Source organism: Citrobacter sp. Cpo109, from assembly GCF_030332565.1.
Taxonomy (GTDB): domain Bacteria; phylum Pseudomonadota; class Gammaproteobacteria; order Enterobacterales; family Enterobacteriaceae; genus Citrobacter; species Citrobacter portucalensis.
On record NZ_JAOWHQ010000057.1, the window covers coordinates 273,612 to 298,135 of the forward strand.

Here is a 24,524-nt window from a genome sequence, read left to right on the forward strand (position 1 = left end):
GAAGGGAGAAAGTATGAGCCAGAAATTAAAAGTCGTCACTATCGGTGGCGGGAGCAGCTACACCCCTGAATTACTTGAAGGCTTTATTAAGCGTTATCATGAATTACCGGTTTCTGAGTTGTGGCTGGTTGATGTCGACGGTGGAAAAGAGAAGCTGGACATTATTTTTGACCTTTGCCAGCGCATGATCGACAAAGCCGGCGTACCGATGAAGTTGTTTAAAACGCTGGACCGCCGTGAAGCACTGAAAGATGCTGATTTCGTTACCACCCAACTGCGCGTAGGGCAACTGAAAGCCCGTGAAAAGGATGAACGCATTCCGCTGAGCCACGGTTATCTGGGACAGGAAACCAACGGTGCGGGTGGGCTGTTCAAAGGTCTGCGTACCATTCCAGTTATCTTTGATATTATTAAAGATGTGGAAGAACTGTGCCCGAATGCCTGGGTGATTAACTTTACTAACCCGGCAGGGATGGTGACTGAAGCGGTCTATCGCCACACGAATTTCAAGAAATTCATCGGTGTGTGTAATATTCCTGTCGGCATGAAAATGTTCATTAGCGATGTGCTGGCGTTGAAAGAGAGTGATGACTTATCCATCGATCTGTTCGGTCTGAACCACATGGTCTTTATTAAAGACGTGTTGGTGAACGGTACATCGCGCTTTGATGAACTGCTGGACGGCGTGGCTTCTGGACAACTGAAAGCTTCCACCGTGAAGAACATTTTCGACCTGCCGTTCAGCGAAGGGTTGATTCGTTCGCTGAAGCTGCTGCCGTGCTCGTATTTGCTGTACTACTTCAAGCCAAAAGAGATGCTGGCGATCGAAATGGGCGAGTACTATAAGGGCGGCGCACGTGCCCAGGTAGTACAAAAAGTAGAAAAACAATTGTTTGACCTCTACAAAAATCCTGAGTTAAACGTTAAGCCGAAAGAGCTGGAGCAGCGCGGTGGTGCGTATTACTCCGATGCGGCCTGTGAAGTGATCAACGCCATCTACAACGACAAACAGACCGAGCACTACGTCAACATTCCACATCATGGACACGTTGATAACATTCCTGCGGACTGGGCGGTTGAGATGACCTGCACGCTGGGACGTAACGGTGCTACGCCGCACCCGCGTATTACCCATTTTGATGAGAAAGTGCTTGGCCTTATCTACACCATTAAAGGCTTTGAGGTTGCGGCGAGCAATGCGGCATTGAGCGGCGAGCTGAATGATGTGCTGCTGGCGTTAAACCTGAGTCCGCTGGTTCATTCTGACAGCGATGCCGAGATTCTGGCGCGTGAGCTAATCCTGGCGCATGAAAAATGGTTGCCAAACTTCGCCGGGTGCATTGAGAAACTCAAAAGCGAACAACACTAACTGAGGTCGGCTATGGAACGCGTACTGATTGTGAATGCGGATGATTTTGGCCTGAGTAAAGGACAAAACTACGGCATTGTTGAAGCCTGTCGTAATGGCGTTGTCACCTCGACAACGGCATTGGTTAACGGTGCGGCGATTGACCATGCGGTACAGCTGAGTCGCGACATACCTGCACTCGCCGTCGGAATGCATTTTGTTCTGACGCTGGGTAGGCCGTTGACGGCAATGCCGGGCCTTACCCGTGACGGATTACTGGGGAAATGGATCTGGCAGATGGCAGAGGAGGATACTTTGCCGCTGGATGAAATTTCTCTGGAACTGGCCGCGCAGTATCAGCGTTTTATTGACCTGTTCGGGCGGGAGCCGACGCATCTGGATAGCCATCACCATGTGCATATGTTCCCGCAAATTTTCCCTATCGTAGCCGGGTTTGCTGCCCAGAAGGGGATTGCATTGCGTATCGATCGTCAGACCGTGTTTCAGGCGTCTGATTTTCCGGAAACGTTACGTACCTCCCAGGGATTCAGCAGCGAGTTTTACGGCGAAGCGATTTCCGAGGCTCTGTTTTTACAGACGCTGGATGCGTCAGTCGACCGGGGAGAGTCTTCGCTGGAAGTGATGTGTCATCCGGCCTTTATCGATGACATTATTCGTCAAAGTGCCTACTGTTACCCCCGCTTAACTGAGCTCGACGTGCTGACGTCTTCGTCACTGAAATATGCAATTGCGGAGCGCGGTTATCGTCTTGGCAGTTTTCTGAACGTGTAATTCCTGAGTTTGCGGCGCTTAATGCGCCGCATTTTTTTAGGCGGGAATCGTTTCTATTTTTCCGGCACGTGACCAGACGCGGTGTGCGGTCATCAGTGTCAACAGGGTATCCATAAACTGTGCGTCTGCACTGTCCGCTTCCACCACACCTTCTTCTCCTTCATTTTTGATATTCAACGTTGCTTTAAACTGACGAGCATCGCCGGCCAGGGCGATAGGTTTTAAGTGCTTATACGCTTCGAGTAAATAATATCGGGCATCACCGTTCTTAATGATGTCCGCGAGATTACCGCATGGAACGATAACCGCATCGACCGTCAGGGATGGCGAACCCGCAAAAGTACCGGCGATCGTCAGGGCAGATCCATCATCGGCAACTACCTTACCCATTCGGGAATAGAGCAATTTGGCATGAACGCCTTTGGCCTGTAGGGCTTGCATGATGGCGAGCAGGTCGCTCGATTTCACCTGGTCATTAAGTAGGATGGCGACCACGCGGCCCTTAATCTCACCTTGCGCACCTGCATATAAACTGAGTGACGGTGCATTTTTCAAACCGTTGACGTTGGGCGGTGGCGCAATGCTGGCCTGTTCCTTGGTTAGCTTAAAACCGAGTTTATCGGCAACCGCCTCGGCGAGGGCAGTATCAATATGAGCTAACTGTTCGACCACTCTTTCCCGAATATAGGGGCGCGTAACCTTACTGAGTTCGAAACTGAATCCGCCGATAATATGCTGCTGTTCAATTGGCGTCTGACTTAGCCAGAACAGGCGAGGGTGCGCATAGTATTCGCCAAAAGAGGGGCTACGTTCGCGGATTTTGTTTCCTTCAATCCGTTCCTGATACGACTCAAATCCACCGCGTTTTGGCCCCGGCGGCGTTTCACGCGGCCAGTTATCATTGATGGAATTCGGTTCATAGTTGGCTGGATTGGTATCGATGTCCATTCGATGCATGCCGTCACGCTGGAAATTATGGTACGGACAGGTCGGGCGATTAATCGGGATTTCATGGAAATTGGGCCCGCCCAGGCGACTGATTTGGGTATCGGTATAGGAGAACAAGCGACCCTGCAGCAGGGGATCGTTAGTAAAATCGATGCCAGGGACGATATGTCCGGGATGAAAAGCGACTTGTTCATTTTCGGCGAAGAAATTATCAGGATTGCGGTTCAGCACCATTTTACCGACGCGTTGCACCGGAACCAGCTCTTCCGGGATCAGCTTGGTCGGGTCGAGCAGGTCAAAATCGAACTTAAATTCATCTTCTTCGGGAATCAGCTGTAGTCCCAGTTCATATTCCGGATAATCGCCCGCTTCGATAGCCTCCCACAGATCGCGGCGATGAAAGTCAGGATCCCGACCGGTAAGTTTTTGCGCTTCATCCCATACCAGCGAGGCTTTGCCTGCCAGCGGTTTCCAGTGGAAACGGGCAAAGGTGGCTTTCCCTTGCGCATTAATCAACCGAAATGTGTGAATACCGAAGCCTTCCATCGTGCGATAGCTGCGCGGAATAGCCCGATCGGACATTGCCCATATGACGTTGTGCAACGTTTCAGGCTGTAATGAGACATAATCCCAGAAGGTGTCATGGGCGCTTTGGCCCTGCGGGATAGCCCAATGCGGCTCCGGTTTAACCGCATGGACGAAATCCGGGAATTTATGGGCATCCTGAATAAAGAAGATGGGAGTATTGTTTCCCACCAGGTCGAAAATACCCTCTTCAGTGTAAAACTTGGTCGCAAATCCCCGTATATCCCTGACCGTATCCGCAGAGCCTGCGCCGCCCTGAACGGTAGAGAATCGGACAAAAACCGGGGTGATTTTATTTTCATCACTTAGAAAGTCCGCTTTCGTCGTCGCACTCAGGTTGGCATAGGACTGAAAGTAACCATGAGCGGCAGAACCTCGGGCATGTACAATCCGCTCCGGGATGCGTTCATGATCAAAATGGGTAATCTTTTCCCGCAGGATAAAGTCTTCCAGCAGGGTTGGCCCGCGATTACCTGCGCGCAGAGAGTTTTGATCGTCTGCGATTCGCACACCCTGATTAGTTGTCAGAGCAAAATCTTCGCTTCCTTTACGAAAACTGTCCAGTGCATTGAGTTTGTCACTTTTGATATCTGGCGCTTTTAAACTGCCGGACGTAGTGGGCTGCATACCTGGCGGTGTGGGTTCAGGTGTTGACCGATGTGAACCGTCTGTGGGTGCCAGTGAGTCAAGTCCTGGCTGGGATTCGCTGGCATCATGAACCGGCGCTGAGTGATGGAGTGGATGCTTATCATTCTGTGACATTAAACTCGTCTCCTGGTTTCATTGCTGAAAGGGTCGTTGTTGTTGTCAAAAGCTTTAACTATAGACCACTCACTCAGCGGCGCAGGTACAGGCCGATGACGTAAAGCGCGATGAACCAGGCAAACAGCGCACGCAAGGCAGGACGCAAGGCGGCAAAATCGGCTAAGATAGCGGTTTTCTGATTTTTAGAATTTGTCTTTAGTGAAGCAACTGATTATGAAACCTCTTCGCCAACAAAATCGTCCGGTTATCAGCTATGTTCCCCGCGTGGAGCCCGCGCCACCAGAGCATGCGGTTAAAATGGATGCGTTTCGTGACGTATGGATACTGCGCGGAAAATATGTCGCTTTTGTCTTAATGGGGGAGGCGTTTCAACGTTCGCCTGCATTTACGGTCCCGGAATCAGCGCAACGCTGGGCTAATCAGGTTCGCCAGGAAAATGAACTAAGCGATTAATGGATATAAAAAAACCGCCGGAGCATGACACTCCGGCGGTTTTTTGTTTTTTTTTAGCTGACAGACTTAGCGATGCGCCAGTTCGGCGTTATCGTCGCTGTCCAGAATCGTTTTATCAGTTTGCTTGAGCCATTGGCTGGTCAGCGTACCGGCAGTCATGGAACCGCTTACGTTCAGCGCGGTACGACCCATATCGATCAGCGGCTCAACGGAGATCAGCAGCGCAACCAGCGTGACCGGCAGACCCATAGCGGGCAGGACGATCAGCGCGGCAAATGTTGCACCGCCACCCACACCTGCAACCCCTGCGGAGCTCACGGTCACGATACCAACCAGCGTGGCAATCCACATTGGGTCCAGTGGGTTGATACCGACGGTCGGTGCAACCATTACTGCCAGCATTGCCGGGTACAGGCCCGCACAACCGTTCTGACCAATCGTGGCACCAAACGAGGCGGCAAATGAGGCGATGGATTCAGGCACGCCCAGACGACGGGTCTGCGCTTCAACGTTCAGCGGAATTGAGGCTGCGCTGGAGCGGCTGGTGAAGGCGAAAGTCAGCACTGGCCATACCTTGCGGAAGTATTTCAGCGGGCTAACGCCGTTAATACCCAGCAGGATCCCGTGAACCACGAACATAATGCCCAGACCGAGATAAGAGGCCACGACGAAGCTACCCAGCTTGATGATGTCCTGCAGGTTGGAACCTGCAACCACTTTGGTCATCAGCGCCAGAACACCGTACGGCGTCAACTGCATCACTAGACGAACCAATTTCATCACCCAGCTTTGCAGGGTATCGATAGCGACCAGAACGCGCTCGCCTTTTGGTGCATCATCTTTCAGCAGTTTCAGTGCGGCTACACCGAGGAATGCGGCGAAGATAACCACGCTGATAATCGACGTCGGGTTCGCGCCAGTCAGATCGGCAAACGGGTTTTTCGGAATAAACGACAGCACCAGTTGCGGAACGCTGAGGTCAGCCACTTTGCCAACATAGTTGGTTTCAATCGCGTTCAGACGTGCGGTTTCGGCACCACCTTGCACCAGACCTTCGGCGGTCAGGCCGAACAGGTTGGTCACCAGAACCCCTACCAGCGCGGCAATCAGCGTGGTAAACAGCAGCGTTCCGATGGTCAGGAAGCTGATTTTACCTAACTGAGAGGCGTTATGCAGACGTGCAACGGCGCTGAGAATAGACGCAAATACCAGCGGCATAACAATCATCTGCAGCAGTTGGACATAACCGTTGCCGACAATGTTGAACCACTGTACGGAATCTTTAAGAACCTGGCTGTCGGAGCCATAAATGGTGTGCAGGGCAAGGCCGAACACGACACCCATGACCAGACCGACCAGTACTTTTTTGGCCAGACTCCACTGTTTGTGACGGGCTTGCGCCAGCACGAACAGCAGCACTACGAACACGATAATGTTCGCGATTAATGGAAAGTTCATCCCCGTTCTCCTGATCTTATTATACGTATCACCGTTTAAAGGTGATTCTGTTGGCGCAAGATTAGCAGAACTGTGACTTGCCTCTTATATTCAAATGGAATTGTTTATACCTAAAATGACTTTTTGGCTGATTTATTAGTCAATCTGATGCGTTATGAAACGATTAAACTGCATTTGTAGCGTATTAATCATCTGCGAAGACCAGCGTACCGCGCTGTTCTCTTGTATGGTTTGCGGCATCCAGATTGCCCATGCGAACAGTGCCATGCACAGAAACCGCTCCAGTTGATTGCCTTTTTGCGGCACGAGGATAGGCAGACGAAAACGCCAGCGGCAGGGCCAAAGCAGGGGAACGCCTGCTGGGGTCAGCATGTCGGCCAGAATGTGACTAAGATAGCCGAGTACCATACCTTGTAAGGCATCGGCCGGTATTATCCAGGTATCCGGGACTTTCAGGTAGAACGTGGCCAGCAGGGCAAAAACCGCCAGCAGGCTATGTGTAAACCCGCGATGACCAAATGCCCGGGCAATGGGTTTTGATATCCACTTCAGACGCTGCCCCAGCAGAGATTTGGGATGATCGATATCCGGCAGCAGGCACGTTAAAATGGCTGAAGGAACAATATGCCACCAGTCACCCTGCGCAAGAACGGGCGTTAGTTCGGCATTCTTGGCAAATACCGCACAGGCAATAGAAAAAAGAAGGTGGCCTTCCGCCGTCATGATAAAACCCAATAAACTGTCAATTCATACAGTATAGGGGTTTTATACAGTAGGCGGAAGAGGTGACGTTGTAACCCTATGTCACAAGTGCGGGTTTAGCGTGCCAACCAACCGCCATCCACGGCCAGCGTATAGCCATGAATATAGTCAGAGGCGGGACTTGCAAGGAAAACGACCGGGCCTTTCAGGTCATTTGGCGTGCCCCAGCGTCCTGCGGGAATACGATCGATAATCTCCTGATTGCGCTCGCTGTCCGCGCGCAGTTGCTGGGTGTTGTTGGTCGCCATATAGCCGGGCGCGATGGCGTTGACATTAATTCCCTTGGCCGCCCATTCATTAGCGAGCAGGCGGGTGATGCCCAGAACACCGCTTTTTGATGCGGTATAGGAAGGTACACGGATACCGCCCTGAAAAGAGAGCATCGATGCAATGTTAATGATTTTTCCGCCATTGCCCTGAACCAGAAACTGACGCGCCACAGCCTGCGACAGAAAGAAAACGGATTTGAGATTCAGATTCATCACGTCATCCCAATCTTTTTCACTGAAGTCCAGCGCATCCTGACGGCGTATAGTTCCTGCATTGTTGACCAGAATATCGACCCGGCCAAACGCCGACACCGTTTTTGTCACGATGCTGGTGAGAGCATCTTGTTGACTGAGGTCGGCCTGAATGGCCATAAAGCGTCGACCGAGGGCGTTAATTTTCTCTGCGGTTTCATGCGGTATTTTACGATTCACGCCGACTACATCGCAGCCCGCTTCAGCCAGCGCCACTGCCATACCCTGCCCGAGGCCGGTGTCACATCCAGTGACGATGGCGACTTTACCTTCGAGACGAAAAGCTTCCTGAATCATGTTTACCTCAACTATTTATGTCATTAACGCTTGCGCTATAGGGCAAGGATAGGAGAGGTTAAACAGAAATACAATTTAAAATGAAACGGCGTTTTAAAAAATGCAAGGATGAAAAATGAAAAAGCGGGCAATACGATCATTGCCCGTTACAGGATTAGCCGCGCAGATGTGCGGCAGTAAGTTCGGTGAGCGAGGTTAGTTTGACGTCGGCAAGCACGAAGCGAGGATCGTCCTGATTCTCATGCGCTGGTACGACGATGGAACGCATACGAGCAGCTTTCGAGGCAATCATGCCGTTCACTGAGTCTTCCAGTGCTACGCAGTTTAACGGGTCAATGCCCAGTTTTGCCGCACAATCGAGGTAAACCTGTGGGTGCGGTTTGCTGTAAGGCAGTTTTTCTGCAGAAGCCAGTGCGTCGAAGTCATCGCGCAGATCAAACATGGTCAGCACTTTTTCCAGCATATGCAGCGGGGAAGCGGATGCCAGTCCTACTTTGATTCCCTGAGATTTGCACAGTGCTACAGCTTCACGAACGCCTGGCAGCAGCGGTTTTGTCTCTTCAACCAACGCAATGGCCCGGGTAATGATGCTCTCGGTGACTTCCTGACGTGAGGGGCCGTTCCAGGGTTGCTGCGCAAACCACAAATCAACCACCATGTCGATGCGTAAGCCAAGGGTATCGGGAAGTTCATGGCGGCGGGAGATATCAACGCCTAAACTTGCTATCACATCCAGTTCAGCCTGATCCCAAAGCGGTTCAGAATCGACCAGTAACCCATCCATATCGAAAATTGCAGCAAGAATTTGACGCGGGGTTGACATTACAACCTCTCCTTTACGGTGATAAAAGGGATTAGAGCCAGCCTGGACGGACTCTGAGCGTTCATTACGGCTAATTCAGCAGTATACCGCCTTTAAAGATCAGGCGAAAACGGTAATCAACGGGTAAACTTAGGCCAAAATGACACGTCTTAATCAAGGGGAACTCATGACGTATCAACAAGCTGGACGCATTGCCATCTTGAAAAGGCTGGTGGGATGGGTGGTTTTCATTCCCGCGCTGATTTCAACGCTGGTTTCAGTACTGAAGTTTATGTACGCGCACAGCGAAAAGCAGGAAGGGATTAACGCGGTCATGCTCGATTTTGCCCATGTGATGATCGACATGATGCGGGTGAACACACCTTTTCTTAACGTGTTCTGGTATAACTCACCAACGCCTGATTTTCAAAGTGGACTGAATCTCGTTTTTTGGCTGATATTCATTCTGATTTTTATCGGCCTGGCGTTGCAGGACTCAGGCGCCAGAATGAGCCGCCAGGCGCGTTTCTTACGCGAAGGCGTTGAGGATCAGCTAATTCTGGAACAAGCAAAGGGCAGTGAAGGATTATCCCGCGAGCAACTTGAGTCGCGAATTGTGGTACCGCACCATACGATCTTCTTACAAATTTTCCCGCTTTATATTCTGCCGGTGATCGTTATCGTGATCGGCTACTTCTTCTTCTCACTGCTGGGCTTTTTGTAAGTGCCGCTCTATCGGGCCTGCCACGTTGCGAAACGGCAGGCCTGATAAGCAACACGGTACGTCGTTAAGCCGCCAGTAATCTATCCAGTGCTTTCTGCGCCACAACCAAATGCTGTCCCCCGAACAGAATTGCCCGATTCAGCAGCGTATAGAGCTGGTAGATTGGCTGCCTGTCGAGAAAGTCCAGCGGCAGTGGCGAGACAGACTGGTAACCGTCATAAATTTGCGGCGGCTGATCGGTATGTAACGGCAGCATTGCCAGGTCACACTCTCTGTCCCCCCAGTAGCAGGCAGGGTCAAAGATGTACGGACCGTTAGGACCGAGGGCGCAGTTCCCGGACCACAAATCACCGTGCAGGAGAGACGGCTGCGGCTGATGAGAAGAGAGACGTTGCTGAACGTGTTCGACGATGGCGTCAATATTGCCAAACGCTATGCCTTTTTCAGCGGCGAGTTCCAGCTGCCAGCCTATACGCTGCTCGGCGAAAAAGGTTGACCAGCGACGTTGCCAGGTATTTGGCTGCGGCGTGGTAGAGAGCGCGTTATCGAAGTCGAGACCAAACTGAGGCTGGTCGCTCCATTCGTGCAAATGCGCAAGCTGTTGACCAAGGATAAATGCGTTATGTGCATCAAGCGGACGGGGAGGGAGGAAATCCATCACCAGAAAGCTGTAATCTCTGTCTGCGCCTACTGCCCAGACTTTCGGTACCGATACAGTTTGACTGCGGGAAAGTAGCTCCAGCTGATCGGCTTCTGCCGTAAAGCCGGTTAACAGCTCTCTTTCATCGCATTTGACGAAAAAATCTCGCCCCGCATAGCGTAAATGCCATGCGGCGTGGATCTCTCCGCCGGGCAGTTCATTACGCAGTTCGATTTCGCCTTCACCTAATTGCTCGCTTAAAAGACGACTGATAGCCTGCCACATGATGTCTCTCCCCATGTTGTCTGCCAGATCATAAGGTTAGCGCAAGAATGCGGTTAAAAAACACGAACTGACGCACACCACGGACGCGTCATCGCTGGAAAGGCACTTAATGTTTGTCGTTCTTCTTCACCCCGTACCGTTGTGGAGACACCTGACTGCACATGATTCACTTCTTTGTAATCACGTGATTTTTTAGCATAGACGTATAACCCCCATGCCGACAGTTTTACCGGAACATCCCCCTTCTGTTAAAAGGGGGACGGTGCCATTACTGCGCAAGGTATGCATATATTTTTTGCGTATCGTCCAAAGCGCACAGACGAGTACCCTGATTCAGCGTTGCTGCGCTGCCCGCGGCAACACCGTAACGGACAATATCCTCAAAAGGCGCGTTCTCTGCCAGTTTAAGCGTCATGGCCCCGACCATACTGTCGCCCGCGCCTACGGTACTTTGACTTTTCACCGGTGGCGGAACCACCTGAACGCAGGTATCGCGATCTACGCCCAGCGCCCCTTGCGGCCCAAGCGAGACCACAACGCGGTGCGCTTTCCCACTCTGTACGATTTCCTGCGCGGCCTTGCGCACATCATCGGGTTGAGTGAGTTCGCGGTTTACCAGCGCACTCAGTTCTTTGAGGTTGGGTTTGACCAGTTCGATATTGCCGATGGCTAACGCCGCCGTCAGTGCTTCGCCTGAGCTGTCGACAATACAGCGGATCCCCTGTTTTTGTGCGGTGGTAATGAGCCGGGTCAACTTCTCAAGCTGTACGCCGGGCGGCAAACTGCCGCTGATGACCAGCAGCGCACCAGACTCAATTTCCAGCACCTGATCCTGAAGTTGGTAGAACTCGTCATCGGTCAGCGCAGCGCCTGGCATGACAAAACGATATTGTTCACCGCTGGACTCCACGTGGACATGAAGATTTTGTCGGGTCCAGTCTTTGGCTTCGACGGTAGATACGGGAACATTTTCGTCGGCGAGCAATGCAACAAGATGCTCTCCGGTTGCACCCCCCGCGGGGAAAATCGCCGTTGCGGTTCCGCCAAGATGGGCAATTGCGCGAGCGACGTTGATACCGCCGCCGCCGGGTTCAAAAACCGGCGAGGTACAACGAAGCTTACCTTCCGGGTAAATTTGCGGGGTGATTGTTGCGCTATCGAGAGAGGGCGCAAGTGTTAACGTATAGATACGTACCATCTTTACCTCCTGTTAGGCTGAACTCAGTCTGGCACTTAACCTCCCGAAAGTGAAGTAATTAACAACATGATTTTTCATATCTTTATTTAAAATTATCGTCATAAAGATATATAAATAAAATAAAGGTTTAGGAACGCTCTTATTCAAAAAATGAAATAAGAATTTATTGCTATGTTATTCGAGTCTTTTTATAATTTGTTACCTTTCAGGGGTCTTTTGTCATTGATCCATATGAAAGTTTCCGAGACCGTAATGGTCTCTTTTTTTGTTGTACGGACTCTTAATAAATGAAGCTTTTGAAGACAGTGCCCGCAGCACTACTGCTGACGGGAGGCCTGCTTGCGTCAATGCATGCTGTAGCCGATGATTCCGTTTTTACTGTCATGGATGACCCTTCCAGCGCGAAAAAACCCTTTGAAGGTAACCTGAACGCGGGATATCTCGCCCAGTCAGGCAACACAAAAAGTTCTTCTTTAACCGCAGATACCACCATGACCTGGTACGGCCAAACGACGGCATGGTCTCTGTGGGGAAATGCCAGCAATACCTCCTCAAATGATGAGCGTTCATCGGAGAAATATGCCGTAGGTGGCCGTAGTCGTTACAACATGACCGACTATGACTATCTCTTTGGACAGGCAAGCTGGTTGACCGACCGCTACAACGGCTACCGCGAGCGTGACGTGCTGACCGCGGGTTATGGTCGCCAGTTCCTCAACGGACCTGTGCACAGCTTCCGTTTCGAATTCGGTCCTGGCGTGCGCTATGACGAGCACACGGATGGCACCACCGAAACGCAGCCGTTGGGCTATGCGTCCGGGGCCTATGCATGGCAGATGACGGACAACACCAAGTTTACTCAGGGTGTGTCGGTATTCGGCGCTGACGATACCACACTCAACTCTGAAACAGCCCTCAACGTTGCCATCAACGAACACTTTGGGTTAAAGGTGGCTTACAACGTGACCTGGAACTCTGAACCGCCGGCAACAGCGCCGGAGCATACCGATCGTCGTACTACTGTTTCACTCGGCTACCGGATGTAATGACAAATCGGGTCAAATAATTGGCCCGGTTTTTATCTATTAAAGTTAAGGTTATTTAATATTTAATTTGCGTTTTATTTTTTACCTGGCCATAACACGCTATTTTCAGACAAATTCGATTAATCGATAAATAAACGAAACCGGAACAGTGGGTGAGCGTCATTTAGCCCCAGATCATCGCAGCCCAGCGCAGCATCAACATGGCCGCACAAATAACGAGCAGAATCACAACCATCTTCCAGTGTTTCTTCGCAAAGCGATTTGTGGGCATTGTTTTTTTCCTGCTCAGGTTAGATGACTTTGTGCAAGTGTAACAAAGACGGTTGGGTGTCAGTGAATTGATTTACATCATAGAGCGCACGTTGATTGTTGCTTTGATCGACCCGTAATGCCGTGTACACTGTCAAACGGTGTTATCAAAAAGCGGGTGTAGGTCCAGTGTGGTCTTTAAGGCGACCAGTGACATATTTCGCAGAGTGAAGCGGGAATCAGCCCACACCTTTTTGATAATTTTAAATATTGAATCTTTGTATGTGATCTTACGTGTGGGTCACCACTGCAAATAAGGATATAACATGCCTGTTATTACTCTTCCTGATGGCAGCCAACGCCATTACGACCACGCTGTAAGCCCCATGGATGTTGCGCTGGACATCGGTCCAGGTCTGGCGAAAGCCACTATTGCTGGCCGTGTTGACGGTGAGCTCGTAGATGCTTCCGATCTGATTGAGCATGATGCGAAGCTCTCCATCATTACCGCGAAGGATGAAGAAGGTCTGGAGATCATTCGTCACTCCTGTGCGCACTTGTTAGGGCACGCGATCAAACAACTCTGGCCGCACACCAAAATGGCGATCGGACCGGTTGTTGATAACGGTTTTTACTACGATATCGATCTTGACCGTACGTTAACCCAGGAAGATGTCGACGCGCTCGAGAAGCGGATGCACGAGCTCGCTGAGAAAAACTACGATGTCATTAAGAAGAAAGTCAGCTGGTACGAAGCGCGTGAAACCTTCGTGAAGCGTGGCGAGACCTATAAAGTCTCCATTCTTGATGAAAACATTGCCCATGATGACAAGCCTGGCTTGTACCATCATGAAGAATACGTCGATATGTGCCGTGGCCCGCACGTGCCGAACATGCGTTTCTGCCATCACTTCAAACTGATGAAGACTGCAGGGGCATACTGGCGTGGCGACAGCAATAACAAGATGCTGCAGCGTATTTATGGTACTGCATGGGCAGATAAAAAAGCCCTGAATGCCTACCTGCAACGTCTGGAAGAAGCGGCCAAACGCGATCACCGTAAAATCGGTAAACAGCTTGACCTGTATCATATGCAGGAAGAAGCACCGGGTATGGTGTTCTGGCACAACGATGGCTGGACTATCTTCCGTGAACTGGAAGTATTCGTTCGCTCAAAACTGAAAGAATACCAGTATCAGGAAGTGAAAGGTCCGTTCATGATGGACCGTGTGCTGTGGGAAAAAACAGGTCACTGGGACAACTACAAAGATGCAATGTTCACCACCTCTTCTGAGAATCGTGAATACTGCATTAAGCCAATGAACTGCCCAGGCCACGTGCAGATCTTTAATCAGGGTCTGAAATCCTATCGCGATCTGCCGCTGCGTATGGCTGAGTTTGGTAGCTGCCACCGTAATGAACCGTCAGGTGCGCTGCATGGCCTGATGCGTGTTCGTGGCTTCACTCAAGATGATGCACATATCTTCTGTACTGAAGAGCAGATTCGTGATGAAGTTAACGCGTGCATTCGTATGGTCTACGATATGTACAGCACCTTTGGCTTCGAGAAAATCGTCGTCAAACTGTCCACTCGCCCCGAAAAACGTATCGGTAGCGATGAAATGTGGGACCGTGCTGAAGCTGACCTGGCCGTTGCGCTGGAAGAAAACAACATCCCGTTTGAGTTCCAACTGGGTGAGGGCGCGTTCTACGGTCCGAAAATTGAATTTACCCTGTATGACTGCCTCGATCGTGCATGGCAGTGCGGTACTGTACAGCTGGACTTCTCCCTGCCGTCCCGTTTAAGCGCCTCTTACGTTGGCGAAAACAACGAGCGTCAGGTTCCGGTTATGATTCACCGTGCAATTCTTGGGTCGATGGAACGTTTCATCGGTATCCTGACCGAAGAGTTCGCTGGCTTCTTCCCGACCTGGCTCGCGCCGGTTCAGGTTGTGGTCATGAACATCACCGATTCTCAGTCTGAATACGTTAACGAATTAACGCAGAAACTACAAAATGCGGGTATTCGTGTAAAAGCAGACTTGAGAAATGAGAAGATTGGCTTTAAAATCCGCGAGCACACTTTACGTCGTGTCCCTTACATGTTGGTCTGTGGCGACAAAGAGGTAGAAGCAGGCAAAGTTGCCGTGCGCACCCGTCGTGGCAAAGACTTGGGCAGCCTGGACGTAAATGAAGTGATTGAGAAGCTGCAACAAGAGATTCGCAGCCGCAGTCTTCAACAACTGGAGGAATAAGGTATTAAAGGCGGAAAACGAGTTCAAACGGCACGTCCGAATCGTATCAATGGCGAGATTCGCGCCCTGGAAGTTCGCTTAACAGGTCTGGAAGGCGAAGCTTTGGGTATTGTGAGTCTGAGAGAAGCGATCGAAAAAGCTGAAGAAGCTGGAGTAGATTTAGTTGAAATCAGCCCTAACGCCGAACCGCCAGTTTGTCGTATTATGGACTACGGCAAGTTCCTTTATGAAAAGAGTAAGTCTTCTAAGGAACAGAAGAAAAAGCAAAAAGTTATCCAGGTTAAGGAAATTAAATTCCGTCCTGGCACCGACGATGGCGATTACCAGGTAAAACTCCGCAGCCTGGTACGCTTTCTGGAAGATGGCGATAAGGCTAAGATCACGCTGCGTTTTCGCGGTCGTGAGATGGCCCACCAACAGATCGGTATGGAAGTGCTCAACCGCGTCCGTGACGATCTGAGTGAACTGGCAGTAGTCGAATCCTTCCCTACGAAGATCGAAGGCCGCCAGATGATCATGGTGCTCGCTCCTAAGAAGAAACAGTAAGGCCTTCAAGTAGCAATGTCTGTGGAGCCTACGGGTTCCGCAGCCGTTGTTCGCCTACGTTTCGTTTATTAACAATGCGAAGTGGAAGTTATTAAAATGCCAAAAATTAAGACCGTACGCGGTGCTGCTAAGCGTTTCAAAAAAACCGGTGGTGGTGGATTTAAGCGTAAGCACGCAAACCTGCGTCATATTCTGACCAAAAAATCTACTAAGCGTAAACGTCACCTGCGTCCAAAAGGCCTCGTGTCTAAAGGCGATCTGGGTCTGGTTATCGCGTGCCTGCCGTACGCATAAGCCGTTAACGTTTAATTCATTTTTTTACTAAGAATATAGATACAGGAGAGCACATATGGCTCGCGTAAAACGTGGTGTAGTTGCCCGTGCACGTCACAAGAAAATTTTGAAACAAGCTAAAGGCTACTACGGTGCGCGTTCTCGCGTATACCGCGTTGCCTTCCAGGCTGTTATCAAAGCTGGTCAGTACGCTTATCGTGACCGTCGTCAGAAAAAGCGTCAGTTCCGTCAACTGTGGATTGCGCGTATCAACGCAGCAGCACGTCAGAACGGTATTTCTTACAGCAAATTCATCAACGGCCTGAAAAAAGCCTCTGTTGAAATCGACCGTAAGATCCTGGCTGACATCGCAGTATTCGACAAAGTAGCGTTCACCGCTCTGGTCGAAAAAGCGAAAGCAGCTCTGGCATAAGCCGGTGAAAAGAGGGAGCCTGGCTCCCTCTCTTTTATTTGTAGAGCAATCAATTAGTTGACAATTTATCCGTAAGCCTTTTCAATAAAGGTTGTCCGGTTTTTACCACACAAGGTAACGCAAGCATGAATGCTGCTATTTTCCGCTTCTTCTTTTACTTTAGCACCTGAACTCAGGAGGCTTGCGCGTGAAAGAAGAAACGGAAAACAGCGCCTAAAAGCCTCCCTGGTGGAGGCTTTTTTTATACGCGTCATCCTTCAAGTTGTCTCTATATTGGCTGCATTCGCTCTTTGGCCGCGTTGATACAACTTGAATGATTTTGCGTATATACGAGCGACTAGTGAATATCGCAACATAACGAGGAAAACCATGTCACATCTCGCAGAGCTGGTTGCCAGTGCAACGGCCGCCATTAACCAGGCTTCAGATGTTGCCGCGTTAGACAATGTCCGCGTCGAATATTTGGGCAAGAAAGGGCACTTGACCCTTCAGATGACAACCCTGCGCGAACTGCCGCCAGAAGAGCGCCCGGCAGCAGGTGCGGTGATTAACGAAGCTAAAGAGCAGGTACAGCAAGCGCTGAACGCACGTAAGGCCGAATTAGAAAGCGCTGCACTGAATGCTCGTCTGGCTGAAGAAACGATCGATATCTCCCTTCCTGGGCGTCGTATCGAAAACGGCGGTCTGCATCCTGTAACGCGTACAATCGACAGGATTGAAAGTTTCTTCGGTGAGCTGGGCTTTACCGTGGCGACCGGTCCGGAAATCGAAGATGACTATCATAACTTCGATGCGCTCAACATTCCTGGCCATCACCCGGCGCGCGCTGACCACGACACTTTCTGGTTTGACGCGACGCGTCTGCTGCGCACGCAGACTTCCGGCGTGCAGATCCGCACCATGAAAGAAAAACAGCCGCCGATCCGTATTATCGCCCCGGGCCGCGTATATCGTAACGATTACGATCAGACTCACACCCCAATGTTCCACCAGATGGAAGGGCTGATTGTTGATACCAACATCAACTTCACCAACCTGAAAGGCACGCTGCACGATTTCCTGCGCAACTTCTTTGAAGAAGACCTGCAGGTACGTTTCCGTCCTTCCTACTTCCCGTTTACTGAACCATCTGCGGAAGTTGACGTGATGGGCAAAAACGGCAAATGGCTGGAAGTGCTGGGCTGCGGGATGGTTCACCCGAACGTGTTGCGTAATGTTGGCATCGATCCGGAAATCTATTCCGGCTTTGCATTCGGTATGGGTATGGAGCGTCTGACCATGCTGCGTTACGGCGTTACCGATCTGCGTTCTTTCTTCGAAAACGATCTGCGTTTCCTCAAACAGTTTAAATAAAGGCAGGATAAAACAATGAAATTCAGTGAACTGTGGTTACGCGAATGGGTAAATCCGGCGATTGATAGCGATGCGCTGTCAAACCAAATCACGATGGCGGGTCTGGAAGTTGACGGTGTGGAACCTGTTTCCGGCGCGTTTAACGGCGTTGTGGTAGGTGAAGTGGTTGAATGCGGCCAACACCCTAACGCTGACAAACTGCGTGTCACCAAAGTGAATGTAGGCGGCGACCGCCTGCTGGATATCGTCTGCGGTGCGCCAAACTGCCGTCAGGGGTTGAAAGTGGCTGTGGCAACCGTTGGTGCCGTTCTGCCGGGCGATTTCAAAATTAAAGCCGCGAAACTGCGCGGTGAACCATCTGAAGGCATGCTGTGTTCGTTCTCCGAGCTGGGTATTTCCGACGATCATAACGGGATTATCGAACTGCCTGCCGATGCGCCAATTGGCACCGATATCCGTGAATACCTGAAGCTTGACGACAACACCATCGAAATCAGTGTCACGCCGAACCGCGCCGACTGCTTAGGCATCATCGGTGTAGCGCGTGACGTTGCTGTACTGAACAAAGCCCCGCTGGTTGAGCCGGAAATCGCGCCAGTAGCCGCGACCATTAGCGACGTCCTGCCGATTCAGGTCGAAGCCGTGGAAGCCTGCCCACGCTATCTGGGCCGCGTGGTGAAAGGCATCAATGTTAAAGCGCCGACCCCGCTGTGGATGAAAGAAAAACTGCGCCGTTGCGGTATTCGTTCTATCGATGCCGTGGTCGACGTGACTAACTATGTGCTGCTCGAACTGGGCCAGCCGATGCACGCATTCGACAAGGACCGCATTGAAGGCGGAATTGTTGTCCGTATGGCAAAAGAAGGTGAGACCCTGGTATTGCTGGATGGAAGCGAAGCGAAGCTGAATGCAGATACGCTGGTGATTGCGGACCACAACAAAGCGCTGGCGATGGGCGGCATCTTTGGTGGCGAACATTCCGGCGTGAACGATGAAACACAAAACGTCCTGCTGGAATGTGCATTCTTCAGCCCGCTGTCTATTACCGGTCGCGCGCGTCGTCACGGCCTGCACACCGATGCATCTCACCGCTATGAGCGTGGTGTCGATCCTGCGTTGCAACATAAGGCCATGGAACGTGCAACGCGCCTGCTGATTGATATCTGCGGCGGTGAAGCGGGCCCAGTCATTGACGTGACGAACGAAGCCACGCTGCCAAAACGCGCAACCATTACGCTTCGTCGTAGCAAACTGGATCGTCTGATCGGACACCATATTGCCGATGAGCAGGTGAGCGACATTCTGCGTCGTCTGGGTTGTGACGTGTCGGAAGGGCAGGATGAGTGGAAAGCGGTCGCGCCGAGCTGGCGTTTCGATATGGAAATCGAAGAAGACCTGGTCGAAGAAGTCGCCCGCGTATACGGTTATGACAATATCCCGAACACGCCGATTCAGGCGGGTCTTATCATGGGTACGCATCGTGAAGCGGATTTGTCGCTGAAACGTGTAAAAACCATGCTGAATGACAAAGGCTATCAGGAAGTCATTACCTATAGTTTCGTCGACCCGAAAGTCCAGTCGCTGCTGCACCCGGGTGAAGAAGCGCTGCTGCTGCCAAGCCCAATCTCTATTGATATGTCGGCAATGCGTTTGTCCCTGTGGACCGGCTTGCTGTCTACGGTAGTGTATAACCAGAATCGTCAGCAGAACCGCGTACGTATTTTCGAAACGGGTTTACGTTTCGTGCCAGATACGCAGGCCAACCTCGGGATCCGTCAGGATCTGATGCTGGCTGGCGTGATCTGCGGTAACCGTCATGATGAGCACTGGAATCTGGCAAAAGAGACCGTTGATTTCTATGATCTGAAAGGCGATCTGGAAGCAGTTCTCGACCTGACCGGAAAACTGGGGGACATTCAGTTCAAAGCTGAAGCGAATCCAGCACTGCATCCGGGTCAGTCTGCGGCGATTTATCTGAAAGGTGAACGTATTGGTTTCATTGGGGTTGTTCATCCTGAACTGGAACGTAAACTGGATCTGAACGGTCGCACTTTGGTGTTTGAACTGGAGTGGAATAAGCTCGCAGACCGCGTGGTGCCTCAGGCGCGTGAAGTTTCTCGCTTCCCAGCGAACCGTCGCGATATCGCAGTCGTTGTGGCAGAAAACGTTCCCGCTGCGGATATTTTATCCGAGTGTAAGAAAGTTGGCGTAAATCAGGTAGTTGGCGTAAACTTATTTGACGTGTACCGCGGTAAGGGTGTTGCGGAGGGCTATAAGAGCCTCGCTATCAGCCTGATCCTTCAGGATACCAGCCGTACACTTGAAGAAGAGGAGATTGCCGCTACCGTCGCCAAATGTGTAGAGGCATTAAAAGAGCGATTCCAGGCATCATTGAGGGATTGAACCTATGGCGCTTACAAAAGCTGAAATGTCAGAATATCTGTTTGATAAGCTTGGGCTTAGCAAGCGGGATGCCAAAGAACTGGTCGAGCTGTTTTTCGAAGAGATCCGTCGTGCTCTGGAAAATGGTGAGCAGGTAAAACTCTCTGGTTTTGGTAACTTCGATCTGCGTGATAAGAATCAACGTCCGGGCCGTAACCCGAAAACGGGCGAAGATATTCCCATTACAGCACGGCGCGTGGTGACCTTCAGACCCGGACAGAAGTTAAAAAGCCGGGTTGAAAACGCAACGCCCAAAGAAGAGTGATTTAACGATACGCAGAGTATGACGCGTATAACTAAAAAGGCCGCTATGCGGCCTTTTTCCTTTTCACTACCGAATCAGCACCGTAGAATCACCTCCATCTCTTTTCAGCAGAATGGAAAACATGCTGACTTTCGCCCATCAACAGCAGCGTCGAAACGTACGCTGGATACTGTCACTGTCAGTACTTATGCTACTGGCAACGATTCTAAGCTTGTGCGCAGGAGAACAATGGATCGCTCCCGGCGACTGGTTCAGCGCCCGCGGCGATCTGTTCGTCTGGCAAATTCGACTTCCCCGTACTCTTGCCGTTTTGCTGGTAGGCGCTGCATTGGCCTTATCTGGCGCAGTGATGCAAGCTCTGTTTGAAAACCCGCTCGCAGAGCCTGGATTACTGGGCGTATCTAACGGCGCGGGAGTCGGGCTTATCGCGGCGGTGCTGCTGGGGCAGGGGCAACTCCCCGGCTGGGCGTTGGGCCTTTGCGCCATTGCCGGGGCGCTGATTATCACGCTTATTTTGCTACGTTTCGCCCGTCGACATCTGTCTACCAGCCGTCTGCTGCTGGCGGGGGTGGCGCTGGGGATAATCTGTAGCGCGCTGATGACATGGGCTATCTACTTCTCTACCTCGTTTGACTTACGACAGCTGATGTACTGGATGATGGGGGGCTTCGGTGGCGTAGACTGGCATCAGGCTTGGCTCATGGTGGCGTTGATTCCGGTACTGGTGTGGATCTGCTGTCAGTCGCAGCCGATGAATATGCTGGCGTTAGGAGAGACTTCTGCGCGTCAGCTGGGACTGCCATTATGGTTCTGGCGCAACCTGCTGGTGGTTGCCACAGGCTGGATGGTTGGCGTGAGCGTGGCTCTGGCAGGGGCGATTGGTTTTATTGGGCTTGTGATCCCGCATATTTTGCGACTGTGCGGCCTCACCGATCACCGTGTTTTACTGCCAGGTTGTGCGTTGGCTGGCGCAATCGCATTATTGTTTGCTGATGTTGTCGCGCGTTTGGTGCTGGCCTCGGCTGAGTTACCTATCGGCGTGGTAACGGCCACTATGGGTGCGCCGGTATTTATCTGGCTATTGTTAAAAGCCGCGCGCTAGAACGCGTTGGTTCGGTCTATGATTAAAAACTGAAAATCCACCTGTTGTTCTGGAGATGCTATGCAAAACACTATCCTCGATACAGAAGTGACGACCATCGACGGCGAGGTTACCTCACTGCAGCCGTATTCCGGGAATGTGCTGTTAATCGTCAACGTTGCTTCAAAATGTGGGCTGACGCCGCAGTACGAGCAACTGGAGAATCTGCAGAAAGCCTGGCACCAACAGGGCTTCAGCGTTCTTGGTTTCCCTTGCAATCAGTTTCTGGGCCAGGAGCCGGGCAGCGAAGAGGAAATAAAAACGTACTGCAGTACCACATGGGGCGTAACTTTCCCGATGTTCAGCAAAATTGACGTCAACGGCGAGGGACGCCATCCGCTGTATCAGAAGCTGATTGATGCCGCGCCAACGGCCGTTGCGCCTGCGGACAGTGGGTTCTACGAGCGAATGGCGAGCAAAGGTCGTGCGCCGCTCTACCCGGACGATATCCTGTGGAATTTCGAGAAGTTTTTAGTGGGTCGCGATGGAAAAGTGCTGCAACGATTCTCACCAGATATGACGCCTGAGGATCCCATCCTGGTGCAAACCATCAAGCAGGCGCTGGCAAACTAATGTCTCGATTGATGCAGCTACAGGACGTCGCGGAATCGACCCGTCTCGGCCCGCTTTCTGGTGAGATAAAAGCAGGAGAGATCTTGCATTTAGTGGGACCAAACGGTGCCGGAAAAAGTACGCTGTTGGCGCGTATGGCGGGTCTGACAAACGGAGAGGGCAGTATCACTTTTGGTGATATGCCGTTGGAGGAATGGCCGGCCGCCAGGCTGGCGCAATATCGCGCCTATCTTGCGCAACAGCAAAATCCGCCGTTTGCCATGCCGGTCTGGCATTTTCTGACGCTGCATCAACCCGACAAAGAACGCACCGATCTGTTACAGGAGATCGCCGATGCGCTCGGTCTGGGAGATAAACTGGGGCGCGGCGTGAACCAACTCTCCGGCGGTGAGTGGCAGCGTGTGCGCCTGGCTGCGGTTATCCTGCAGATTTGCCCACAAGCGAATCCATTAGGTCAGCTTTTACTGCTGGATGAGCCGATGAACAGTCTGGACGTCGCGCAACAAAACGCACTGGACCGACTGTTGAGTCAGCTGTGTTTGCAGGGCATAGCGATTGTGATGAGTAGCCATGACCTTAATCACACCTTACGCCATGCGCATAAAGCCTGGCTACTCAAACGCGGGAAACTGCTTGCCAGTGGTTCACGAGATGCGGTACTGACGCCGGCCAATCTGTCTGCGGCCTATGGCGTCAACTTCCGACGTTTGGATATTGAAGGGCACAGAATGCTCATATCAACCACTTAAGTGAAATGGGTTCTTGAAAATCATATAATTTCCACGCTAAATTGGCATAAAAATAAAATTCAGAGGATTCGTACTGAATGCGCTTTTGGCTCCTTTTCATCACAGCATTGTTTTTGGCGGGCTGCAGCAGCCATCGTGCGCCTGCGCCAAATGCCCGCTTGTCGGATTCTATTGCCGTTATCGCCGGTCTTAATGATCAGCTCCAAACCTGGCATGGCACACCCTATCGTTATGGCGGTATGAGTCGTAGTGGGGTGGATTGTTCTGGATTTGTTTTGATGACGATGCGCGATAAATTCGACCTGCAACTTCCGCGCGATACGCGTACGCAATCAAAGATTGGTACCGAAATTGATAAAGATGATTTGCTGCCAGGCGATCTGGTTTTCTTTAAAACCGGGTCTGGGGAAAGCGGTCTGCATGTTGGTATTTACGATACCAATAATCAGTTTATTCATGCTTCAACCAGCCGTGGCGTGATGCGCTCGTCTCTGGATAATGTTTACTGGCGTAAAAACTTTTGGCAGGCACGACGTATTTAATCCCCCGTAACTCCGAGGCTGCCATCGAGTGTGCAGCCTCAACATCACCATTTGAAAGTTAACTTTTATTTCTGCTTTTGGTTAGACAATACCCCTGAACATTAAGAGCGTATCTTGCTAAAAATATGATTTATTCCGAGATATTAAAAAGTGCAAAGCTGGATATTCGCTTATAATCAGGATAAGCTAAAAAAAAGGATTCGATTTACCGGCTAAAAAGGGAAAAATGAAAGGGCCTCTACTTGCATCAGCAGTAACGTATTTCTCCATCCTTTGCTACAGGATGCCGGATAACACCCATGCAGCGGGGCTGGCACGATGATTGTTTCACTGGATAATCTTTACCATTCTGAGTTCTCTTTTCTTCCTGCGAGAAGCGAAAAAGGCGATCTTGAATTCGTCGATATCATCACCAGTTTCGCCAGTGCGCATGGGGATGTGCGTATACCCACCGAGCTGGTCCTACCTCGGATGTCAGACGACGAACAATGTCGTTTATTTGTAGAAAAACTAGAATTAATCGAAACGTGCCAACATTTCTTTATTCAGCGAAAAGTATCCGCCTGGATTAATTTAACGCCAGCAGTTGCTAATACTTTATTATCAGATACTGAACTTGCTTCACAAGTTGAACGATTTTCATTTCTGGAGCTGACTATTAATGAAAGCTATCCGGAGTTAAACAAAGGTAAAGATAATCCAATATTGGCCGCACTTGCTGCGCGATTTCCATTAGTCCTGACAAACTATGGTTCTGGTGGTATATCAACCCGGGCAATTTTTGACGGCCTGTTCAAACGCGTCGTGCTGGATAAAAACTTTGTTCAACAAAGGATTACACATATTTCGTTTGAACCGTTTATGCGGGCTATTCTGGCGCAACTATCGCCCAGCTGTGAGTCAATAATCATTAGCGGAATTGATACACAAGAGATGCTGGAGCGCGTCTTGCCTGTGGGATTCAGTGCCATGCAGGGAGGATTGTGGCCTGCGGTGCCTCCTGCGCAGATAATTTCGCTCGCTAAGATATAACCCTTTTATTTGCTGGTGTTTAACAGGCTATTAACAGTCTACACTAG

The 24,524-nt window shown here is 50.9% G+C and carries 26 protein-coding genes and 1 other annotated feature; of the genes, 18 read left to right on the top strand and 8 right to left on the bottom strand.

Features of this window, described 5'->3' with window-relative positions; all coding sequences use genetic code 11:
* Positions 1-13 precede the first annotated feature (13 nt).
* Both OGY71_RS12160 and chbG read left to right on the top strand, forming a co-directional pair.
* Complete coding sequence (locus OGY71_RS12160) at positions 14-1,369, top strand: 6-phospho-beta-glucosidase (RefSeq protein WP_032943151.1); 1,356 nt, start codon at positions 14-16, stop codon at positions 1,367-1,369.
* Positions 1,370-1,381: 12 nt separating this feature from the next.
* On the top strand, positions 1,382-2,140 hold the full coding sequence (chbG, locus tag OGY71_RS12165; protein ID WP_003832554.1) for a chitin disaccharide deacetylase: 759 nt from the start codon (positions 1,382-1,384) through the stop codon (positions 2,138-2,140).
* 36 nt (positions 2,141-2,176) lie between these two features.
* Here chbG and katE read toward each other — a convergent pair whose 3' ends face one another.
* Positions 2,177-4,435 carry a catalase HPII gene (gene katE, locus OGY71_RS12170; RefSeq protein ID WP_003832556.1) on the bottom strand — a complete coding sequence of 753 codons (2,259 nt, stop codon included), beginning with the start codon at positions 4,433-4,435 and terminating at the stop codon, positions 2,177-2,179.
* A gap of 192 nt (positions 4,436-4,627) precedes the next feature.
* Here katE and cedA point away from each other — a divergent pair, with 192 nt between their 5' ends.
* Positions 4,628-4,891: a cell division activator CedA gene (gene cedA, locus OGY71_RS12175; RefSeq protein WP_072025560.1), complete on the top strand. Its 264-nt coding sequence runs from the start codon at positions 4,628-4,630 to the stop codon at positions 4,889-4,891.
* A gap of 66 nt (positions 4,892-4,957) precedes the next feature.
* Here cedA and tcyP read toward each other — a convergent pair whose 3' ends face one another.
* The 4 genes from tcyP to hxpB all read right to left on the bottom strand — a co-directional run bounded on the left by tcyP (position 4,958) and on the right by hxpB (position 8,752).
* Positions 4,958-6,349 (bottom strand): cystine/sulfocysteine:cation symporter, encoded by a 1,392-nt coding sequence (gene tcyP, locus OGY71_RS12180; protein ID WP_003832558.1) that lies wholly within the window; start codon positions 6,347-6,349, stop codon positions 4,958-4,960.
* A 135-nt stretch (positions 6,350-6,484) separates the two neighbouring features.
* Complete coding sequence (locus tag OGY71_RS12185) at positions 6,485-7,084, bottom strand: metal-dependent hydrolase (RefSeq protein WP_122973937.1); 600 nt, start codon at positions 7,082-7,084, stop codon at positions 6,485-6,487.
* Between the two features lie 83 nt (positions 7,085-7,167).
* Positions 7,168-7,929 (bottom strand): 2-dehydro-3-deoxy-D-gluconate 5-dehydrogenase KduD, encoded by a 762-nt coding sequence (gene kduD, locus OGY71_RS12190; protein ID WP_286613370.1) that lies wholly within the window; start codon positions 7,927-7,929, stop codon positions 7,168-7,170.
* Positions 7,930-8,083: 154 nt separating this feature from the next.
* Entirely contained in the window at positions 8,084-8,752 is a 669-nt protein-coding gene (hxpB, locus tag OGY71_RS12195; protein ID WP_197385035.1) for a hexitol phosphatase HxpB, read from the bottom strand.
* A 166-nt stretch (positions 8,753-8,918) separates the two neighbouring features.
* Between hxpB and OGY71_RS12200 the strand changes: the two genes are divergently transcribed.
* Positions 8,919-9,455 (top strand): YniB family protein, encoded by a 537-nt coding sequence (locus OGY71_RS12200; RefSeq protein ID WP_008784573.1) that lies wholly within the window; start codon positions 8,919-8,921, stop codon positions 9,453-9,455.
* 64 nt (positions 9,456-9,519) lie between these two features.
* Here the strand turns inward: OGY71_RS12200 and OGY71_RS12205 are convergent, their stop codons facing one another.
* The gene (locus OGY71_RS12205; protein ID WP_003030598.1) at positions 9,520-10,380 is read right to left on the bottom strand and encodes a fructosamine kinase family protein; all 861 of its coding nucleotides are present in this window, start codon (positions 10,378-10,380) and stop codon (positions 9,520-9,522) included.
* A gap of 268 nt (positions 10,381-10,648) precedes the next feature.
* A complete protein-coding gene (gene pfkB / locus OGY71_RS12210; RefSeq protein ID WP_079933929.1) occupies positions 10,649-11,578 on the bottom strand; it encodes a 6-phosphofructokinase II in 930 nt (309 codons plus the stop codon).
* Between the two features lie 287 nt (positions 11,579-11,865).
* Here pfkB and OGY71_RS12215 point away from each other — a divergent pair, with 287 nt between their 5' ends.
* Positions 11,866-12,624 carry a DUF481 domain-containing protein gene (locus OGY71_RS12215; RefSeq protein ID WP_003832568.1) on the top strand — a complete coding sequence of 253 codons (759 nt, stop codon included), beginning with the start codon at positions 11,866-11,868 and terminating at the stop codon, positions 12,622-12,624.
* Positions 12,625-12,787: 163 nt separating this feature from the next.
* On the opposite strand, the gene yniD is transcribed toward OGY71_RS12215, so the two are convergent.
* Complete coding sequence (gene yniD, locus OGY71_RS12220; RefSeq protein ID WP_003030590.1) at positions 12,788-12,895, bottom strand: small membrane protein YniD; 108 nt, start codon at positions 12,893-12,895, stop codon at positions 12,788-12,790.
* A 304-nt stretch (positions 12,896-13,199) separates the two neighbouring features.
* Between yniD and thrS the strand changes: the two genes are divergently transcribed.
* The 13 genes from thrS to OGY71_RS12285 all read left to right on the top strand — a co-directional run bounded on the left by thrS (position 13,200) and on the right by OGY71_RS12285 (position 24,477).
* Positions 13,200-15,128 (top strand): threonine--tRNA ligase, encoded by a 1,929-nt coding sequence (thrS, locus tag OGY71_RS12225; RefSeq protein WP_003832572.1) that lies wholly within the window; start codon positions 13,200-13,202, stop codon positions 15,126-15,128.
* Between the two features lie 3 nt (positions 15,129-15,131).
* A complete protein-coding gene (infC, locus tag OGY71_RS12230; RefSeq protein WP_048997935.1) occupies positions 15,132-15,674 on the top strand; it encodes a translation initiation factor IF-3 in 543 nt (180 codons plus the stop codon).
* A 96-nt stretch (positions 15,675-15,770) separates the two neighbouring features.
* On the top strand, positions 15,771-15,968 hold the full coding sequence (gene rpmI / locus OGY71_RS12235; protein ID WP_003030583.1) for a 50S ribosomal protein L35: 198 nt from the start codon (positions 15,771-15,773) through the stop codon (positions 15,966-15,968).
* Between the two features lie 55 nt (positions 15,969-16,023).
* Positions 16,024-16,380: a 50S ribosomal protein L20 gene (gene rplT, locus OGY71_RS12240; RefSeq protein ID WP_003030578.1), complete on the top strand. Its 357-nt coding sequence runs from the start codon at positions 16,024-16,026 to the stop codon at positions 16,378-16,380.
* Positions 16,381-16,500: 120 nt separating this feature from the next.
* Positions 16,501-16,625 (top strand) — a sequence feature (Phe leader region).
* Positions 16,506-16,550 carry a pheST operon leader peptide PheM gene (gene pheM / locus OGY71_RS12245; protein WP_001386830.1) on the top strand — a complete coding sequence of 15 codons (45 nt, stop codon included), beginning with the start codon at positions 16,506-16,508 and terminating at the stop codon, positions 16,548-16,550. (Overlaps the previous feature by 45 nt.)
* Before the next feature lie 124 nt (positions 16,626-16,749).
* A complete protein-coding gene (pheS, locus tag OGY71_RS12250) occupies positions 16,750-17,733 on the top strand; it encodes a phenylalanine--tRNA ligase subunit alpha (protein WP_003832580.1) in 984 nt (327 codons plus the stop codon).
* Positions 17,734-17,748: 15 nt separating this feature from the next.
* Positions 17,749-20,136 carry a phenylalanine--tRNA ligase subunit beta gene (gene pheT / locus OGY71_RS12255; protein ID WP_126956215.1) on the top strand — a complete coding sequence of 796 codons (2,388 nt, stop codon included), beginning with the start codon at positions 17,749-17,751 and terminating at the stop codon, positions 20,134-20,136.
* A gap of 4 nt (positions 20,137-20,140) precedes the next feature.
* Entirely contained in the window at positions 20,141-20,440 is a 300-nt protein-coding gene (gene ihfA / locus OGY71_RS12260; protein ID WP_003030571.1) for an integration host factor subunit alpha, read from the top strand.
* Positions 20,441-20,561: 121 nt separating this feature from the next.
* On the top strand, positions 20,562-21,542 hold the full coding sequence (btuC, locus tag OGY71_RS12265; RefSeq protein WP_003832584.1) for a vitamin B12 ABC transporter permease BtuC: 981 nt from the start codon (positions 20,562-20,564) through the stop codon (positions 21,540-21,542).
* A gap of 60 nt (positions 21,543-21,602) precedes the next feature.
* A complete protein-coding gene (locus tag OGY71_RS12270) occupies positions 21,603-22,154 on the top strand; it encodes a glutathione peroxidase (RefSeq protein ID WP_003832585.1) in 552 nt (183 codons plus the stop codon).
* A complete protein-coding gene (gene btuD / locus OGY71_RS12275) occupies positions 22,154-22,903 on the top strand; it encodes a vitamin B12 ABC transporter ATP-binding protein BtuD (protein WP_003832588.1) in 750 nt (249 codons plus the stop codon). Before OGY71_RS12270 ends, btuD begins: the two co-directional genes overlap by 1 nt.
* A 77-nt stretch (positions 22,904-22,980) precedes the next feature.
* Positions 22,981-23,445, top strand: coding sequence for an NlpC/P60 family protein (locus OGY71_RS12280; RefSeq protein WP_003832591.1), 465 nt, complete (start codon positions 22,981-22,983; stop codon positions 23,443-23,445).
* 318 nt (positions 23,446-23,763) lie between these two features.
* Complete coding sequence (locus OGY71_RS12285; protein WP_003832592.1) at positions 23,764-24,477, top strand: EAL domain-containing protein; 714 nt, start codon at positions 23,764-23,766, stop codon at positions 24,475-24,477.
* Positions 24,478-24,524 lie beyond the last annotated feature (47 nt).

Coding starts and splice junctions, on each gene's coding strand:
- OGY71_RS12160 (WP_032943151.1), top strand. CDS start 14: ATGAGCCAGAAATTAAAAGTCGTCACTATCGGTGGCGGGAGCAGCTAC.
- chbG (WP_003832554.1), top strand. CDS start 1,382: ATGGAACGCGTACTGATTGTGAATGCGGATGATTTTGGCCTGAGTAAA.
- katE (WP_003832556.1), bottom strand. CDS start 4,435: ATGTCACAGAATGATAAGCATCCACTCCATCACTCAGCGCCGGTTCAT.
- tcyP (WP_003832558.1), bottom strand. CDS start 6,349: ATGAACTTTCCATTAATCGCGAACATTATCGTGTTCGTAGTGCTGCTG.
- kduD (WP_286613370.1), bottom strand. CDS start 7,929: ATGATTCAGGAAGCTTTTCGTCTCGAAGGTAAAGTCGCCATCGTCACT.
- hxpB (WP_197385035.1), bottom strand. CDS start 8,752: ATGTCAACCCCGCGTCAAATTCTTGCTGCAATTTTCGATATGGATGGG.
- OGY71_RS12200 (WP_008784573.1), top strand. CDS start 8,919: ATGACGTATCAACAAGCTGGACGCATTGCCATCTTGAAAAGGCTGGTG.
- OGY71_RS12205 (WP_003030598.1), bottom strand. CDS start 10,380: ATGTGGCAGGCTATCAGTCGTCTTTTAAGCGAGCAATTAGGTGAAGGC.
- pfkB (WP_079933929.1), bottom strand. CDS start 11,578: ATGGTACGTATCTATACGTTAACACTTGCGCCCTCTCTCGATAGCGCA.
- OGY71_RS12215 (WP_003832568.1), top strand. CDS start 11,866: ATGAAGCTTTTGAAGACAGTGCCCGCAGCACTACTGCTGACGGGAGGC.
- yniD (WP_003030590.1), bottom strand. CDS start 12,895: ATGCCCACAAATCGCTTTGCGAAGAAACACTGGAAGATGGTTGTGATT.
- thrS (WP_003832572.1), top strand. CDS start 13,200: ATGCCTGTTATTACTCTTCCTGATGGCAGCCAACGCCATTACGACCAC.
- rpmI (WP_003030583.1), top strand. CDS start 15,771: ATGCCAAAAATTAAGACCGTACGCGGTGCTGCTAAGCGTTTCAAAAAA.
- rplT (WP_003030578.1), top strand. CDS start 16,024: ATGGCTCGCGTAAAACGTGGTGTAGTTGCCCGTGCACGTCACAAGAAA.
- pheS (WP_003832580.1), top strand. CDS start 16,750: ATGTCACATCTCGCAGAGCTGGTTGCCAGTGCAACGGCCGCCATTAAC.
- pheT (WP_126956215.1), top strand. CDS start 17,749: ATGAAATTCAGTGAACTGTGGTTACGCGAATGGGTAAATCCGGCGATT.
- ihfA (WP_003030571.1), top strand. CDS start 20,141: ATGGCGCTTACAAAAGCTGAAATGTCAGAATATCTGTTTGATAAGCTT.
- btuC (WP_003832584.1), top strand. CDS start 20,562: ATGCTGACTTTCGCCCATCAACAGCAGCGTCGAAACGTACGCTGGATA.
- OGY71_RS12270 (WP_003832585.1), top strand. CDS start 21,603: ATGCAAAACACTATCCTCGATACAGAAGTGACGACCATCGACGGCGAG.
- btuD (WP_003832588.1), top strand. CDS start 22,154: ATGTCTCGATTGATGCAGCTACAGGACGTCGCGGAATCGACCCGTCTC.
- OGY71_RS12280 (WP_003832591.1), top strand. CDS start 22,981: ATGCGCTTTTGGCTCCTTTTCATCACAGCATTGTTTTTGGCGGGCTGC.
- OGY71_RS12285 (WP_003832592.1), top strand. CDS start 23,764: ATGATTGTTTCACTGGATAATCTTTACCATTCTGAGTTCTCTTTTCTT.